Raw genomic sequence first — 14,276 nt, 5'->3', positions numbered from 1 at the left:
ATGCACCCCGGAACAAGATTCAGGGTGGAATTCATGACAATCAACAATCGCGAGACCTCTCGTTTTTCCGCGCTTCTCCTGGCAGGCGTGAGCGCCCTGGCGCCGATGGCGGTGCTGGCGCAGGAGGCCGATCCCGCGCCGGAAAGCGCTGCGGAAATTCTCGTTTCCGCGCAGCGCATGAACCAGACCCAGGTCAGCGGCAGCGGCAGCCTCGGCGCGCTGGGGAACAAGGCGGCGGAAGACATCCCGTTCAACTTGCGCGCCTATAACGAGGCGCTGATCCTGAACCAGCAGCCGGACACCCTGGGCGAAGTGCTGGAGAACGATCCGACGATCCGCACCACTCTGGGCTTCGGCATTGCCGGGGAAGTGTTCGTCATCCGCGGTTTCGAACTCAATTCGGACGACATCGGCTTCGATGGCCTCTATGGCATCACCCCGCGCCAGCTCGTCGCGCCGGAGCTGTTCTCTTCGGTGCAGGTCATCAATGGTGCCAGCGCCTTCTTGAACGGTGCGGCTCCCGGCGGCAGCGGCATCGGCGGCAGCGTCAACCTGATGCCCAAGAAGGCCGAGCGGGACATGATCCGCGCGACGGTGGGCTATACTTCCGATTCCCATTTCTCGGGCGCCGTGGATGTCGCGCGCCGCTTCGGTGAGAACGGCGAGTGGGGCATTCGCGTCAACGGATCGGCGCGCCGCGGCGACATCGCGATCAAGGACGAGTTCCATTCGAGCTATGTCGTGGGCGCCACGGTCGATTACGACAGCGGCCCGCTGCGTGCCATGTTCAACGTCAACTACCAGCGCCTGCGCCAGTCCAACTGGCGCCCCAAAGTCGCGATCGGCGACGTGATTCCGCGCGTACCGGGCGCCGATGCCAATTATTCCCAGCCCTGGAGCCTCATCCAGACGACGGACTTCTTCGGTACCTTCAGCGCGGAATACGACTTGTCCGACAATGCCATGGTCTACGCCAAGTTCGGCGCGCGCGACGGCAAGGAAGACCAGATCACGGCCGGGATCACCCTGCTTGATCCGGCCACCGGCGCCGCTACGGGCAGTGGTTTCCACGCTCCACGGACGGACAACAACGAGTCGGCCACGAGTGGTTTGCGCGTCAAACTGAACGGCTCCGGCATCAGTCACGAGGTCAATGTAGGCATTGCCGCAAGCTGGCAGGTCAACCGCAACGCTTACGACTCGCTCATGTCCTACAGCACCAATCTTTACGATACGCCGGTTGTGGCCCGTCCGGCATCAGCCTCTTCCGGTGGCGATCTGGACGATCCGTTTCCGATCAGCAGGACCCGCGTGTCCAGCGTCTTTGCATCGGATACGGTTGGATTCTGGGAAGACCGCATTCTGGTCATCGGAGGCTTGCGGCTTCAGCAGATCAAGACGACATCCTACGCCTACAGTGATGGCGCCAAGTCGGGCGGGTATAATAAGGATGCTATCACGCCCGTCGTCGGCATTGTCATCAAGCCTACCGAAGGCCTGTCGCTCTACGGCAACCGCATCGAAGGCCTCGCTCAGGGCGCTGCGGCTGCGAGCCTGATTAACATCAACGGCGTCGATGTGGCCGTGTCCAACGGCGGGCAGGTCCTGCCGCCGGTCAAGTCGGTCCAGTACGAAGTGGGCGGCAAGGTGAACCTGGGCCGCTTCAATGCCGGGCTGGCGGTGTTCCAGATCGACAAGCCGAACAGTTTCTATCGTCCCGATGCGGACAACCCCGGCCTCTATGAATTCGGCAACTTCGGCACGCAGCGGAACCGCGGCATCGAATTCACCATGGACGGCGAGCCGACCGACGGCCTGCGCGTCATCGGCGGCATCACGTACAACGATGCCAAGCTGCGCCGCACCGATGGCGGCGTGGATGAGGGCAATGACGCAGTGGGCGTGCCGGACCTGCTGGCGAACGCCAACGTGGAATGGGACATGCCCTTCCTTCCCGCGCTCACCCTGACCGGACGCGTGGTCTACACCGGCAAGCAGGCGGTGAACCGGGCCAATACGCTGGAGCTGAACGATTGGACGCGCTTCGACCTCGGCGCGCGCTATGTCGCGCTGCTGGGCGGTGACAGGCCGCTGACGCTGCGTTTCAACGTCGATAACGTGGCCAACAAGCGGTATTGGGCATCCGCCTTTGCCGTGTTCGGCACCCAGCTGCTCCAGGGCGGACCGCGTACTTTCAAGGCCTCGGCCTCGATCGAGTTCTGATCCGCTTCGCGAAGGCGGCCGGACATCGCGACCGGCCGCCTTCGCACTTGCGCCATGCGGAAATACGCGGCGCCGTCTGGACTGCGCCGCCACGGGCGATATGCACGGTGGGATGACATCCCCAGGCGACCGCAAAACCCGCTCCAACCCGCGTGACATCACCAGCCTCGTCGATGCCGCCCGCAGCGTGGCGGCGGCGCGGGGGATCTCGGGCATGAGCCTGCGCACCGTTGCCGAGGAAGCCGAGACTTCGGTCGGGTCGATCAGCTATCGCATCGGCGATCGTGCCGCGCTGATCGCGGCCGTGCTCGACCGGGAGATCGAACTCATGGCCCGCGCGCGGCGGGAATGGCGCGCGCGCGTGGCGGGGCACGATGTGCTCGGCTCGGGCCTGCTGGCCGATCTCGTCTGCGAATGGCTGGACGAGGGCGCGCATGGCCGCCGCACTTCCGCGATCGTCACTTGCGAACTGGCCCTGTTGGCGGCTCGGGAGCCGAGCGCGCTGCCGGCCATCGCCTTGCTGTTCGAAGAGGCCGAGGGGCTCTGGCGCGACATTCTGCCGTCCACGCCGGAGGGCGAGCGGGTGGCGCGCTTCATCGCCTGCTATTGCCTGGATGAGCAGGTCTTCTCGATCGTCCTGTCCGACGAGACCGATTACCGGCTGCTGCGCCATTCCACGGTGCGCGGCATGTTGCGCGGCGGGCAGGGCAGCGGCGACCCGGCCGGGTCGCGGTGGCACATGGCCCTCGTGGAGCGGCTGGCCGTGCCCGCTGCCGCCGCGCTCGACGAGAGCGCGCTGCCGCAGCAGGGAACCAAGAGCACCATAGCCGAGCATATCGCGGACCTGATCGTGGGGCAGGGCGTGGGCGTGCTTTCCCACCGTGCGGTGGCGCAAGTCGCGGGCGTGGCGACGTCAAGCGTGGCCCACCATTTCCCCACCCATCGCGACATTCTCTTCGCGGGGGTGGAGGCGGTCTACTTGCGGCTGCGCGGCCAGATCCGGGACACCGGTGCCAGGCTGGGCAGCGGCGACATCATCCGCCTGACGCACGAGTGCGCGCTTGCGGCGCTGACCGATCCGGGATTTCGGCCCTTCGCCATCGATATGCGCCGTCGCCGCGCCGAAAACGTCCATGCCCAATATGCCGGGTGGCTGGGTGTTCCGGTGGATTCGGACCGTGCGCGGGTCCAGGCGCTGGTCGTGGCCTCGATCGGCAACGGCCTGCGCAGCCTGGCCACGGAAGCGGATTGGTTGCCGGGGCCGGATATGGTCCGGCTTCTCACGAAGGGCGGTACGGGTGTTTTGATATGACGTAAAATATCGAAAAAAAGACAATACGGCTGTCCTGAAAGAGTCATGATGCCGTTCTAGAGGCGCGTCCTGAGACCCACGGTCAACAGGACGGAGCCCCCATGTCTGCTTTCCCGCGCAAGCGTACCATCCACCTTCTCTCGACGATTCTCGCCGGCGCACTGGCGCCGTGCTGGTCCCTGGCCGCGCATGCCGAAGAGGCGAGCCCGAACGCGGACGACGCCCTTCCCGAAATCACGGTGACGGCCGAGCGCCGCGCCGAAAGCAGCCAGAAAGTGCCACTGGCGATCCAGTCGATCGACGGCGAGGCCTTGGCCAGGACCGGCTACACGTCGGTCACCGATCTTCAGTACACGATGCCCGGCGTGCAGTATGACCCGACCCAGGGCGCGGCCTTCCAGATCCGCGGCGTGGGCAGCACCTCGTTCGACTTCTCGAACGCCAAGTCGGTCAGCGTGGTCGTCGACGACGTGGTGATGGACGGGCAGCGCGCCAACGGCCTGACCGGCCTGGTGGACATCGCCCGCGTCGACGTGCTGATGGGCCCGCAGGGCACGCTGTTCGGCAAGAACGCCACTTCGGGCGTGATCGCGGTGACGACCACCAAGCCGCAGATCGGGGAATGGTCCCTGCGCGGCAGCGCCAGCTTCGGCGAGCATGACGAACGCATCCTCAACAGCACGGTCAACGTCCCGCTCGGCCCGATCGCGGCGCTGCGCGTCTCGGGCTTCGACCAGGCCTTCGACGGCTTCGGCCGCAACGTGACGCTGAACCGCAAGGTCGGCTCGCAGCACGAATATGGCGGCCGCGCGCGCCTTTACCTGGAGCCTTCGGACAGCTTCAACCTGACGGTCTCCGGCGACTATGCCTATCACTGGGACAGCAGCGTGCGTACTCCGGTCTCGGGCCAGCCGGCCGAAGTCACGGCGATCCTCAACGAACTGGGCGTTTACCCCGGCCCCCGGAGCGCGGACACGGCGGATTCCTCGTTCGGTGAGATCACCACGGAGGAATGGGGCGCTTCGCTGCGCGCCAAGCCAAGATCGGCGATCACGACCTTACCTCGATCACGGCCTACCGCGTCACCGGCTACGACAATTCGACCCCGGCCAGCCTGACGCCTTACGACCGCTACGCCTATATTCCCTTCAACCTGGGCCAGCTCGATACCGACAAGTTCAGCCAGGAAATCCACCTCGCCTCGCCGACGGGCGGCTTCGTGGAATATCTCGTCGGCGCCTTCTACAACCGCCTTCATGCCCGCCAGACCCAGCTCCAGTGGTCGACCGGCGGCCAGCCGCTCTACAATGCCGCCGGCACGCCGCTGCCCACGCTGATCGCGCTGACCGGCGCCATTGGCGAGGACGGCAATGCCTCGCTGTTCGATGCCGTGAACGAGACCATGGCGGCCTTCGGCCAGCTGAAGTTCAACTTCACGCCGCGCCTGAGCCTGGCGCTGGGCGCGCGCTACACGCATGACAACAATTCGCAGAGCCTGGACTACGTCACCATCAACCCGGTATCGGTCGCGGGCTATACGCCCAACTTCGTGGCCTCCAGCGCCGCGCCGGCCTTCGACTTCGGCCGCGTGAAGGGTGACAACTTCTCGTTCCGCATCGCGCCGCAGTACCAGCTTGCCGACAATGTCATGGTCTATGCCAGCTATTCCACCGGCTACAAGCCGGCCGGCATCGCCTTCGTCGGCAACAAGTACGCGCCTTATGCGGACGAGACGGTCAAGGCCTGGGAAGCGGGTATCAAGTCCGAATGGTTCGGCCGCCGGCTGCGCTTCAACCTCGATGCCTTCCGGTCCGATTTCAAGGACTTCCAGGCGACGATCCTGACGCAGATCCCGGACGGTTCGGGGGGGCTGATCAACGCCACGGTGATCGGCAATGCCGGTGGCCTGCGCACCCAGGGCGTCGAAGGCAGCCTGGTCGTGCAGCCGATGCGCGGCCTGCAGCTTTCCGGCGCGGTGACGTATACCGACGCCAAGTTCACCGACTACGTCTACAACGCGACGACCAACTACACCGGCACGCGCCTGACCAACTCGCCCGAATGGTCGGGCACCGCTTCGATCGACTACGACCACGAATTCGGCTCGGGCATGGGGCTGCGCGCTCACGCGGACTACGCCTATCGCAGCGAGTACTGGACCGTCGTCGGCCAGCCTGCCTATTCGAACGTGCCGGGATATGGCCTCGTCAATGGCCGGGTCAGCGTCACCTTGCCGAACAGCCGCGTGGAAGTGGGCGTCTATGCCCGCAACCTCTTCGACAAGTACTTCTCCACGGGCTGGCAGCAGTACGGCGTGCTGGGCCTGCTCCACTACACCTCGCCCAATGCCCGGCGCACGGTGGGCGGCTTCGTCAACTTCGAATTCTGACGCCAACCCGGCAAGCAGACCTGTCCCGCCGCCACCGACATGGCGGCGGGAATTCCTTGCACCTTCCATCACGGACCATGCCATGACCACACGGCGAATGCTTCTTGTCGGTGCGCCGACGACTCTCCTGGCCGCACCATCCGCATTGGCGCAGGCGCTCGATCCCGGCAGGGCACGGGGGGCGGATCTCGGCTCCCTCGAACAGCTGATGGCGCAGACCCTGCAGGGCGAGCTGGGCGACGAGGCCACCGCGCGCCAGCTCGCATCGCATATTGCCGACGCCGGATTTCGCTGGGAATATCCGAGCTTTCCCGTGCGCGAGGCAGAGAGCGTCGTCGCCTACAGCTTCGGCTACCGCTCGGCCACGGGCAAGGTCGATCCCAGGACCGGCCTTTCGGACGGCGAGGAAACGCCGGAGCCGGGTCCGATCAACGCCATGCTGGCCGATGCCGTTCATGCCATCAGGCAAGTGCGGGACGTGCCTGTCTACGCGCAGTGGGAAATCGCGCAGATCCTGGCCGAGAAGTACCGGATGAAGGATGTCTTCGCGATCTTTCCGGTGAAGGGCGCGGATGGGCGCAAGACCTACCTCAGCACGGACGGAGTGGCCCAGGCCGCCGTCGCCCGGGCGGGTACGGCGCAGGCTCTGGGCAAAGTGGCCGTCGTGGGCCACCGCGACCATGTGAAGCGCTGCATCCTGGTGTCGCGCAAGAACGGCATGACCGCCGCCGCCGCCGCGCGCGAAGTGCCGCTGCCCGTGCACTACGATCCCCGCTCCGCGCAGCCCTGGACGCGCGGCCGCGAAGTCTATCTGCTGAGCGACGTGATCGCCCAGCTGACGATGGCGCAGGCCCGGCTCATCACCGAAGCCTCGGCCTGAACTCCCGCTCCCGAACGCACCCGATGACCGGCAGCATTCTTGCTACTCCGGTCATCGGGCGTTGGTCTCTTGAAAAACCACGCCTATTCAACGGCATGTGTGCCATACCTGAAAGCCGACGGCAGAGGAGGGCGCTCGGGCTCGAAGTCGTCGCAGACAGCGCCGCAACAGATTCGCAGGCCCGGACGAACAGCTAAGGCCGCTCCCTCGCAGCGCTGCGGCAAATTTGCCCGTGAACTCAGCCGATTGCTTTGTGTATTGACGGCGAGGGATCATCACCGCGCCGGGTTCTATATTGCGCGCATTCAACAAGACATGATGCCCCGCGCGACCCTGTAGACAACGGTTCGTCGCACGGCGCGCCCGAATTACCTGCACAACCACCCGGCATGCCGGGGGTGTTCATGCGCCCGCAAGGTTAATCTGAACACCCAGAAGATCCATAGCGTTCAGGTGAGGCTCCGTGCCGCATATCATACGAAGCTAAAGGGACGGGCTTCGACAGCCGAGGGCGCATTTTGGCCCCGCCGGCAGTCGGACGAAAAGCTGCTGTACGCAGGCCCGATTGGTCGAGTTTGAAGGAGTAGCGCGATGTCTATCATGTCCAAAAGCCCCAAAGTTCTCTTGCTGCTCGCCACGCTGACCGGCGCTGCCTCGGTCAGCCTGTCTGTCCAGGCGCAGGAACAGGAACCGCCTGCGGCCGACGTTTCGGCAACCGTTTACGGCGATCGCCCGGTTGACGCGGGCGAAATGACCGAAGGCCCCGAAGTAAAGGGCATCATTTCCGCGCGCAGCGGCGCCCGCATGCAGGTGACCAGCGCGGATGGCGCCAATTCGGTCATCACCATCAACGATGCCACCAAGATCAAGGCCAGCGGCGGCTTCCTCGGCATGGCGAGCAACAAGCTGCCCGCCACCCAGCTGCTCAACGGCCTGCCGGTGACGGTGAAGACGATGCAGTCGGGCGCGGGTCTGGTCGCCAGCCAGATCAATCTTCAGAACAAGGATCTGAAGACCGCCTCGATGATCCATAACGGCACCGACCAGCGCTTTGCCGAGCAGACGGCTGCCACCGAAGCCCTGCGCGGCCGCATGGGCGATATCGACCAGTACAACGTCAAGAGCACGACCAACGTGAACTTCGACACCGGCAAGGCCGTCCTGTCGCCCCAGGCGCAGCAGGAGCTTTGCGCAGCCGCCAGCTCGGCCGAGGGCATGGATAACGCGCTGCTGCTGGTCGTCGGCTACACCGACTCCACGGGCAGCCCCGATTTCAACCAGGCTCTCAGCGAGAAGCGCGCCGGCAAGGTCGTCAACTACCTGCAGCAGGCTTGCGGCTGGAAGCCCTATCGCATGCTGACGCCGACCGGCATGTCCGAAGCCGATCCCCTGGCGGACAACACCACTGCCGAAGGCAAGGCCCAGAACCGCCGCGTTGCGGTGAACATCCTGGTCAGCAAGGGCCTCGACGGCCTGTAAGGAAAACGGGGCGGGCATGGCCCGCCCCGCTGGTCCAGGTTCGGCGAACGGCATGTTCGACTCTCAAGTCGCAGCCACTCGCCGGATCCTGCAAGCCCCGTGCTTCCGATCATGCGGAAGCACGGGTTTTTTGCGCTCAGCCTATCAGAAACGATATCCCAGGGTCGCCATGACGTTGCGCGGCGCGCCCACGAAGCAGTCGCCACGCGCCAGGCAGGAGGCGAAGTACTTGTTGTTGAGCAGGTTCGTCGCGTTGAGTGCGAGGCGCCAGCTATCCCAGTTGATCTCCGCCAGAGCGTCGACGGTGGTGCGCGAAGGCGTGACGACCGAATAGAGCGAACCGGCAGGAATGACGCTGGGGTTCAGGCCGTAAGGGTCCATCAGTCCGGTCGAAATGCTCTTGCCGCTGTAGACCACGCCGGCGCCGAGGCGCAGCTGGGCGTCGTCGGTAACGCCGAAGGTCTTGGTCGACCATACCGACGCCGTGTGGCGGGGCATATAGTCGAGGCTGCTGTTCACTTCGGATTTGAGCTGGTTGTAACCGTAGTTCACCAGCAGTTCGAAGTTGCCCGGCAGGGTATGGCTGGCTTCGAATTCCACGCCCTTCGTGGTCAGTTCGCCGGACTGGTCGATGGCCGAGCCGGGGCCGTAGATGACGCGGTTGCGCTGCTTGATGTGGAAGGCCGTGATCGTCACGAGCGTGCTCGGCTCCGGCTGCCATTTCACGCCCGCTTCGAACTGCTTGCCGGTCTGGGGCTTGAAGGGCGCGCCGGGCGTGCCGGTGCTGTCGGCCAGCGTGCCGGCCAGCGGCAGGAAGCTTTCCGTATAGCTGAAGAAGGGTGAGAAGCCGGCGCCGATCTCGCCGATGATCCCGGCGCGGAATGTCGTGGCGTTGTCCTCGGTTCCTGCGGACGACGTCACGTGGTCGCGGCGGGCGCCCACCACGACGGAGACGCGGTCGTAGAAGCGGATCTGATCCTGAACGTAGACGCCAAGCTGCTTCTGGCTGACATTGGCGAAGGGCCCGGTGGGCTCGTAAGTCAGCAAGGCATCGTAGTCGATGTCGTAGAGATCGACCACTTCGTTGCCGCTGGCATTGCGCTTGCCGACCTTGTTCCAGCTGTAGTCGAGGCCGAGCAGCAGCTTGTGTTCGATGTTGGCGCCGGTGTTGAAGGTGAACTGCAGGTTGTTGTCGGTCGAGAAGACGTTCATCCGCGCGTCGCTGGCATCGGCGGTCAGGCCGATGGTGCGGCCATCGGTGCCATAGACCGAGTACGGATCGAGCGGATAGGAATAGCTGTCGGCGTAGTGCGTCTTGTATTCGAGGTCGCTGTCGATGTAGCGGGCCTTGACGCTGAGGCGGACAGCGTCGGAAAACTTGTGAGTGATCGCGCCGCCGCCCTGCAGCGTGCGGCCAGCGTAGCGATCCCAGCCCGCCTTGCCCACGAACGTATATCGACCGAGGCGGCCAGTGGGGTTTGCCGGATTGGGGCTGAACGTGCCGACGATGGGCAGGAACTGCGAAGTCGAACCGGTATCGTCCTCCTGGTAGAGGCCGGTCAGCACGATGTCGGTGTCGGGGGTGGGCTGCCAGCGGATCGACGGGGCGAACATCACGCGGTCGTCGGGGACGTGATCGACGTAAGTATCGGCATCGCGCACGCGGCCGACGGCGCGGATCGCCAGGTTGTCCGCCAGGGCCAGGTTGACGTCGCCCATGGCTTCCTTGCGGTCGAAGCTGCCATAGACGAGGTTCACTTCACCGCCGGTCTTGAACTCCGGGGTCTTGGAGACCAGGTTCACGAGGCCGCCGATCGAGCCCTGGCCGAACAGCACCGATGCCGGGCCGCGCACGATTTCCACGCGGGAGAAGTTGTAGGGATCGGCCGTGATGCTGGCGTAATAGCTGAAGATGTCGCGCATGCCGTCGCGGAACTGCAGCGCATCGATGCCGCGGATGTTGAAGCCGTCCACGCGGGTATCGCGGCCGTAGGGATTGGCCAGGACGCCGGCGGCATATTTCACCGTGTCGCTGATCGAGATGGCGCCCTGCGAGGTGAACGTGTCGGACGTGATGACGGTGAGCGGCTGCGGGACCTGGATCAGCGGCGTTTCCGTCTTGGTACCGGTAACGCCGGCCGTGACGACGATGCTGCCATCTTCCACGCCGGTTTCGCCAGCAACGCTCGGGGCCTGATCCTCTGCACGGGCAGTGGCGGCGGTCGATACGGCAAGGAGCGCAACGCCACAAAGGGCGAGCGAGCGGGCGGATTTCATAGACTTTCCCTCATGCAAGTCATTCTCAATAACTGCGCCGTTAACGCTAATAGGAATGACTATCAATGCGCGAGGATCATTCGCCGGAAACTGTGTCCCGGATGCAACAGTGGAGGGAAGGCCGCCTTGTTCCTTTCCTTCTCTCCGCAAGCCTCGCCGCTATTTTCCTTGGCGTCGGCATTGGGCTAGGCTCCCCGGCATGACCGAGACACTGACCGCTGATTCTGCCTCTCACTCCGGCCCTGACTCCGGCCCCGATACTGGCGCCGCCCCGAAGGCCGCGCGCCACTGGGAGTGGCAATACCTCGATCTCATGCGCCGCATCTGGGAGGAGGGCGACGAGCGCGTGGATCGCACCGGCGTCGGCACGCGCTCGGTTTTCGGGGCGACCGTGCGGTTCGACTTGTCCGGCGGGGCGATGCCGCTGCTCACCACCAAGCGGGTCTACTGGAAGACGGCCACCCGCGAACTGCTCTGGTTCCTGACCGGAGAGACCAATATCCGCCCGCTCTGCGCACAAGGCGTCGAAATCTGGACCGACTGGCCCCTGGACCGCTATCGCCGCGAAACCGGCGAGGCGATCGCGCGCGCCGATTTCTCGCGCCGCATCGTCGAGGATGCCGCCTTTGCCGCGGAATGGGGCGATCTCGGCCCGGTCTATGGCAAGCAATGGGTCGACTGGCCGGTCTACGAGGATGCGGGCGAGGGCATGTTCCGCAAGCGTGCGGACGGCGTGAACCAGGTGGCGCAAGTGGTGGAGAGCCTGAAGGCCAATCCCGGCAGCCGCCGCCACATCATCGAGGGCTGGAACGTCGCCGAACTCGATGCCATGGCCCTGCCGCCCTGCCACAAGACCTACCAGTTCCACGTCGCCAATGGCCGGCTCTCCTGCGCGCTCTACCAGCGAAGCTGCGACCTGGGCCTGGGCTTCGCCTTCAACATGTGGTCCCTGGCGCTCCTGACGCGGATGTTCGCACAGCAATGCAACCTTGAGCCGGGCGAGGCCGTTTGGATGGGCGGCGATGTCCATCTCTACCTCAATCACGCGGCGCTGGTCGAAGAGCAGCTTTCGCGGGTCCCGCAAGGAGAGGCCCATCTGGATATCGCCCGCAAGCCCGATTCGATCTTCGATTACCGCATCGAGGATTTCGTGGTCTCGGGCTACGCGCCGCAGGCCCATATCGCCGCTCCCGTGGCGGTTTGAGGCTGGTTTCGATGCCTCTCACTATGGATTGACATTGCTGGAGGTTGAAATAATATGACCTGACCGTGGAATTTTGAAACGCGCCAGGTTCGTCCCTTTTTCCTTGCGCAGTTCAGGTTTTCGCGGCCCGTAACATCGGGAGAGGATAACCAGAATGGCCGAAGGCCCGGTTCGCACAGGCAAGCCACGCGGCAATTTGCCGCCACTCGATCTCTATGTCCCCGAGCCGAAGTATCGGCCCGGCGATACGGTAGATTATACGCACCTGGAAATCCCCGAACCGGGCCTTCTGGCCCGGCCGGACGAGGCCTGCGAGGCACAGGATACCTGGCCCCTGACGCTGGACATGATCCGCGTGCTGGGCGACGACGACCGCGCGGTCGGTCCGTGGAATCCCGGTCTCGATGCCGAGACATTGCGCCGCATGCTCGCGACGATGGCGCTTACCCGCGCCTTCGACGATCGCATGTATCGCGGCCAGCGGCAGGGCAAGACCAGCTTCTACATGAAGTGCACTGGAGAGGAGGCGATCTCGATCGCCTGCGCCCATGCGCTTGCGGCGGATGACATGGTGTTTCCCAGCTACCGCCAGCAGGGCATCCTCATCGCCCGCGGCTATCCGCTGGTGGAGATGATCAACCAGATCTACTCCAACCGCGCCGATCCGCTGAAGGGCCGCCAGTTGCCGATCATGTATTCGGCCAAGGACTACGGCTTCTTCACGATCTCCGGCAATCTCGCCACGCAGTTCCCGCAGGCGGTGGGCTGGGCCATGGCCAGCGCGATCAAGGGCGACACCCGCATCGCCACCAGCTTCGTGGGCGAAGGCTCCAGCGCGGAAGGCGACTTCCACGCGGCCATGACCTTCGCGGCGGTCTACAACGCACCGGTCGTGCTCAACGTGGTCAACAACCAGTGGGCGATCTCCAGCTTCTCCGGCTTCGCCGGCGCGGAGCGCACGACCTTCGCGGCACGGGCGGCGGGCTATGGCATCGCCGGCCTGCGTGTGGACGGCAACGACATCCTGGCGGTCTACGCAGCGATGGAATGGGCTGCCAACCGGGCCCGCGCGAACAAGGGCCCGACGCTGATCGAGCACTTCACGTACCGCGCGGAAGGCCACTCCACTTCGGACGATCCCAGCGCCTACCGCTCCGCGCGCGAGGCGGAGGACTGGCCGCTGGGCGATCCGATCATGCGCCTCAAGCGCCATCTGATCGCGCTGGGCGAATGGTCCGAGGAACAGCACCAGGCGATGGACCGCGAATTGGCCGAGCAGGTCAAGGCGGCCACCAAGGAGGCCGAGAAGAACGGCATCCTCGGCCACGGTCTGCACCATCCGTTCCACACCATGTTCGAAGACGTGTTCGAGGATTTGCCGTGGCATCTCCAGGAACAGGCCGAGCAGGCCATTCGCGAGCGACAGATCAAATGGCCGGAGTGGAAGGAGTGAGGACCATGATCGAGGAAAACCCCGTCAGTCTCCACGACGCGCCGAGCCGTTCGATGAACATGATCGAGGCGATCAACGACGCGCTCGACATCATGATGGCGCGCGATCCCGATGTCGTCGTCATGGGCGAGGATGTCGGCTACTTCGGCGGCGTGTTCCGTGCGACGGCAGGGCTGCAGAAGAAGTTCGGCAGGAACCGCGTGTTCGATACACCGATCAACGAATGCGGCATCATCGGCGCCGCCGTCGGCATGGCTGCCTATGGCCTGCGCCCGGTGCCGGAAATCCAGTTCGCGGACTATATCTATCCGGGCCTGGACCAGCTCGTCTCCGAAGCGGCGCGCCTGCGTTATCGCTCCGCCGGCGAATTCGTCGCGCCGATCACCGTGCGCTCTCCGTTCGGCGGCGGCATCTTCGGCGGCCAGACCCACAGCCAGAGCCCGGAGGCGCTGTTCACGCATGTCGCCGGTCTCAAGACGGTGATCCCGGCAACCCCCCATGACGCCAAGGGCCTGCTGATCGCGGCGATCGAGGACAACGACCCGGTCATCTTCTTCGAGCCCAAGCGGATCTACAACGGCCCGTTCGACGGCTATTACGACCGCCCTTCGCGTCCGTGGAAGGGGCTGCCGGGAAGCCAGGTGCCGGAGGGCTATTACCGCATTCCGCTCGGCAAGGCGCGCGTGGTTCGCGAGGGCGCGGCGCTGACCGTCGTGACTTACGGCACCATGGTCCATGTGGCCGAGGCAGTCCTGGCCGAGAAGGGCATCGATGCCGAGATCATCGACTTGCGCAGCCTGGTCCCGCTCGACATCGACACTGTGGAAAAGTCGGTGGAGAAGACGGGCAAATGTCTGGTGATACACGAGGCCACCCGCACGTCCGGCTTCGGCGCGGAACTGGTGACGCTCGTGCAGGAACGCTGCTTCTATCATCTCGAGGCGCCGGTGGAGCGCGTGACGGGTTTCGACACGCCTTATCCGCATAGCCTCGAGTGGGCCTATTTCCCCGGTCCCGTCCGCATTGGCGAGGCGGTCGATCGGCTCATGAAGGATTGAT

10 protein-coding genes are annotated in these 14,276 nt (G+C 64.8%); 9 read left to right on the top strand and 1 reads right to left on the bottom strand.

Annotated features, from left to right (window positions below):
- The first annotated feature begins 33 nt into the window (after positions 1-33).
- The 6 genes from EDF57_RS15565 to EDF57_RS15545 all read left to right on the top strand — a co-directional run bounded on the left by EDF57_RS15565 (position 34) and on the right by EDF57_RS15545 (position 8,283).
- On the top strand, positions 34-2,223 hold the full coding sequence (locus EDF57_RS15565) for a TonB-dependent receptor (protein WP_134094937.1): 2,190 nt from the start codon (positions 34-36) through the stop codon (positions 2,221-2,223).
- Between the two features lie 112 nt (positions 2,224-2,335).
- Positions 2,336-3,535, top strand: coding sequence for a helix-turn-helix domain-containing protein (locus EDF57_RS15560; protein WP_134094936.1), 1,200 nt, complete (start codon positions 2,336-2,338; stop codon positions 3,533-3,535).
- A gap of 101 nt (positions 3,536-3,636) precedes the next feature.
- Complete coding sequence (locus tag EDF57_RS26030; RefSeq protein WP_243841088.1) at positions 3,637-4,653, top strand: TonB-dependent receptor plug domain-containing protein; 1,017 nt, start codon at positions 3,637-3,639, stop codon at positions 4,651-4,653.
- Positions 4,548-5,924: a TonB-dependent receptor gene (locus tag EDF57_RS26025; RefSeq protein ID WP_243841087.1), complete on the top strand. Its 1,377-nt coding sequence runs from the start codon at positions 4,548-4,550 to the stop codon at positions 5,922-5,924. The genes EDF57_RS26030 and EDF57_RS26025 overlap by 106 nt, the downstream gene beginning before the upstream one ends.
- 97 nt (positions 5,925-6,021) lie before the next feature.
- A complete protein-coding gene (locus EDF57_RS15550) occupies positions 6,022-6,804 on the top strand; it encodes a hypothetical protein (RefSeq protein WP_134094935.1) in 783 nt (260 codons plus the stop codon).
- A 591-nt stretch (positions 6,805-7,395) separates the two neighbouring features.
- Positions 7,396-8,283 carry an OmpA family protein gene (locus tag EDF57_RS15545; RefSeq protein ID WP_132262130.1) on the top strand — a complete coding sequence of 296 codons (888 nt, stop codon included), beginning with the start codon at positions 7,396-7,398 and terminating at the stop codon, positions 8,281-8,283.
- Positions 8,284-8,427: 144 nt separating this feature from the next.
- On the opposite strand, the gene EDF57_RS15540 is transcribed toward EDF57_RS15545, so the two are convergent.
- The gene (locus EDF57_RS15540) at positions 8,428-10,560 is read right to left on the bottom strand and encodes a TonB-dependent siderophore receptor (protein ID WP_134094934.1); all 2,133 of its coding nucleotides are present in this window, start codon (positions 10,558-10,560) and stop codon (positions 8,428-8,430) included.
- A gap of 199 nt (positions 10,561-10,759) precedes the next feature.
- On the opposite strand from EDF57_RS15540, the gene thyA reads away from it, so the two are divergent.
- The 3 genes from thyA to EDF57_RS15525 all read left to right on the top strand — a co-directional run bounded on the left by thyA (position 10,760) and on the right by EDF57_RS15525 (position 14,275).
- Positions 10,760-11,764 (top strand): thymidylate synthase, encoded by a 1,005-nt coding sequence (gene thyA, locus EDF57_RS15535; RefSeq protein WP_134094933.1) that lies wholly within the window; start codon positions 10,760-10,762, stop codon positions 11,762-11,764.
- 154 nt (positions 11,765-11,918) lie between these two features.
- Positions 11,919-13,217: a thiamine pyrophosphate-dependent enzyme gene (locus tag EDF57_RS15530; RefSeq protein WP_132262135.1), complete on the top strand. Its 1,299-nt coding sequence runs from the start codon at positions 11,919-11,921 to the stop codon at positions 13,215-13,217.
- Between the two features lie 5 nt (positions 13,218-13,222).
- The gene (locus EDF57_RS15525; protein ID WP_134094932.1) at positions 13,223-14,275 is read left to right on the top strand and encodes an alpha-ketoacid dehydrogenase subunit beta; all 1,053 of its coding nucleotides are present in this window, start codon (positions 13,223-13,225) and stop codon (positions 14,273-14,275) included.
- The last annotated feature ends 1 nt before the right edge of the window (position 14,276 follow it).

Source organism: Novosphingobium sp. PhB55 (assembly GCF_004368805.1).
Lineage (GTDB): Bacteria > Pseudomonadota > Alphaproteobacteria > Sphingomonadales > Sphingomonadaceae > Novosphingobium.
Note: the sequence above shows the minus strand (reverse complement) of the source record. Positions and strands in the feature narration are given on the sequence as shown.

What these genes read in the sequence shown, in the direction of transcription:
- EDF57_RS15565 (WP_134094937.1), top strand. Translation starts at nt 34, where the DNA reads ATGACAATCAACAATCGCGAGACCTCTCGTTTTTCCGCGCTTCTCCTG.
- EDF57_RS15560 (WP_134094936.1), top strand. Translation starts at nt 2,336, where the DNA reads ATGACATCCCCAGGCGACCGCAAAACCCGCTCCAACCCGCGTGACATC.
- EDF57_RS26030 (WP_243841088.1), top strand. Translation starts at nt 3,637, where the DNA reads ATGTCTGCTTTCCCGCGCAAGCGTACCATCCACCTTCTCTCGACGATT.
- EDF57_RS26025 (WP_243841087.1), top strand. Translation starts at nt 4,548, where the DNA reads ATGGGGCGCTTCGCTGCGCGCCAAGCCAAGATCGGCGATCACGACCTT.
- EDF57_RS15550 (WP_134094935.1), top strand. Translation starts at nt 6,022, where the DNA reads ATGCTTCTTGTCGGTGCGCCGACGACTCTCCTGGCCGCACCATCCGCA.
- EDF57_RS15545 (WP_132262130.1), top strand. Translation starts at nt 7,396, where the DNA reads ATGTCTATCATGTCCAAAAGCCCCAAAGTTCTCTTGCTGCTCGCCACG.
- EDF57_RS15540 (WP_134094934.1), bottom strand. Translation starts at nt 10,560, where the DNA reads ATGAAATCCGCCCGCTCGCTCGCCCTTTGTGGCGTTGCGCTCCTTGCC.
- thyA (WP_134094933.1), top strand. Translation starts at nt 10,760, where the DNA reads ATGACCGAGACACTGACCGCTGATTCTGCCTCTCACTCCGGCCCTGAC.
- EDF57_RS15530 (WP_132262135.1), top strand. Translation starts at nt 11,919, where the DNA reads ATGGCCGAAGGCCCGGTTCGCACAGGCAAGCCACGCGGCAATTTGCCG.
- EDF57_RS15525 (WP_134094932.1), top strand. Translation starts at nt 13,223, where the DNA reads ATGATCGAGGAAAACCCCGTCAGTCTCCACGACGCGCCGAGCCGTTCG.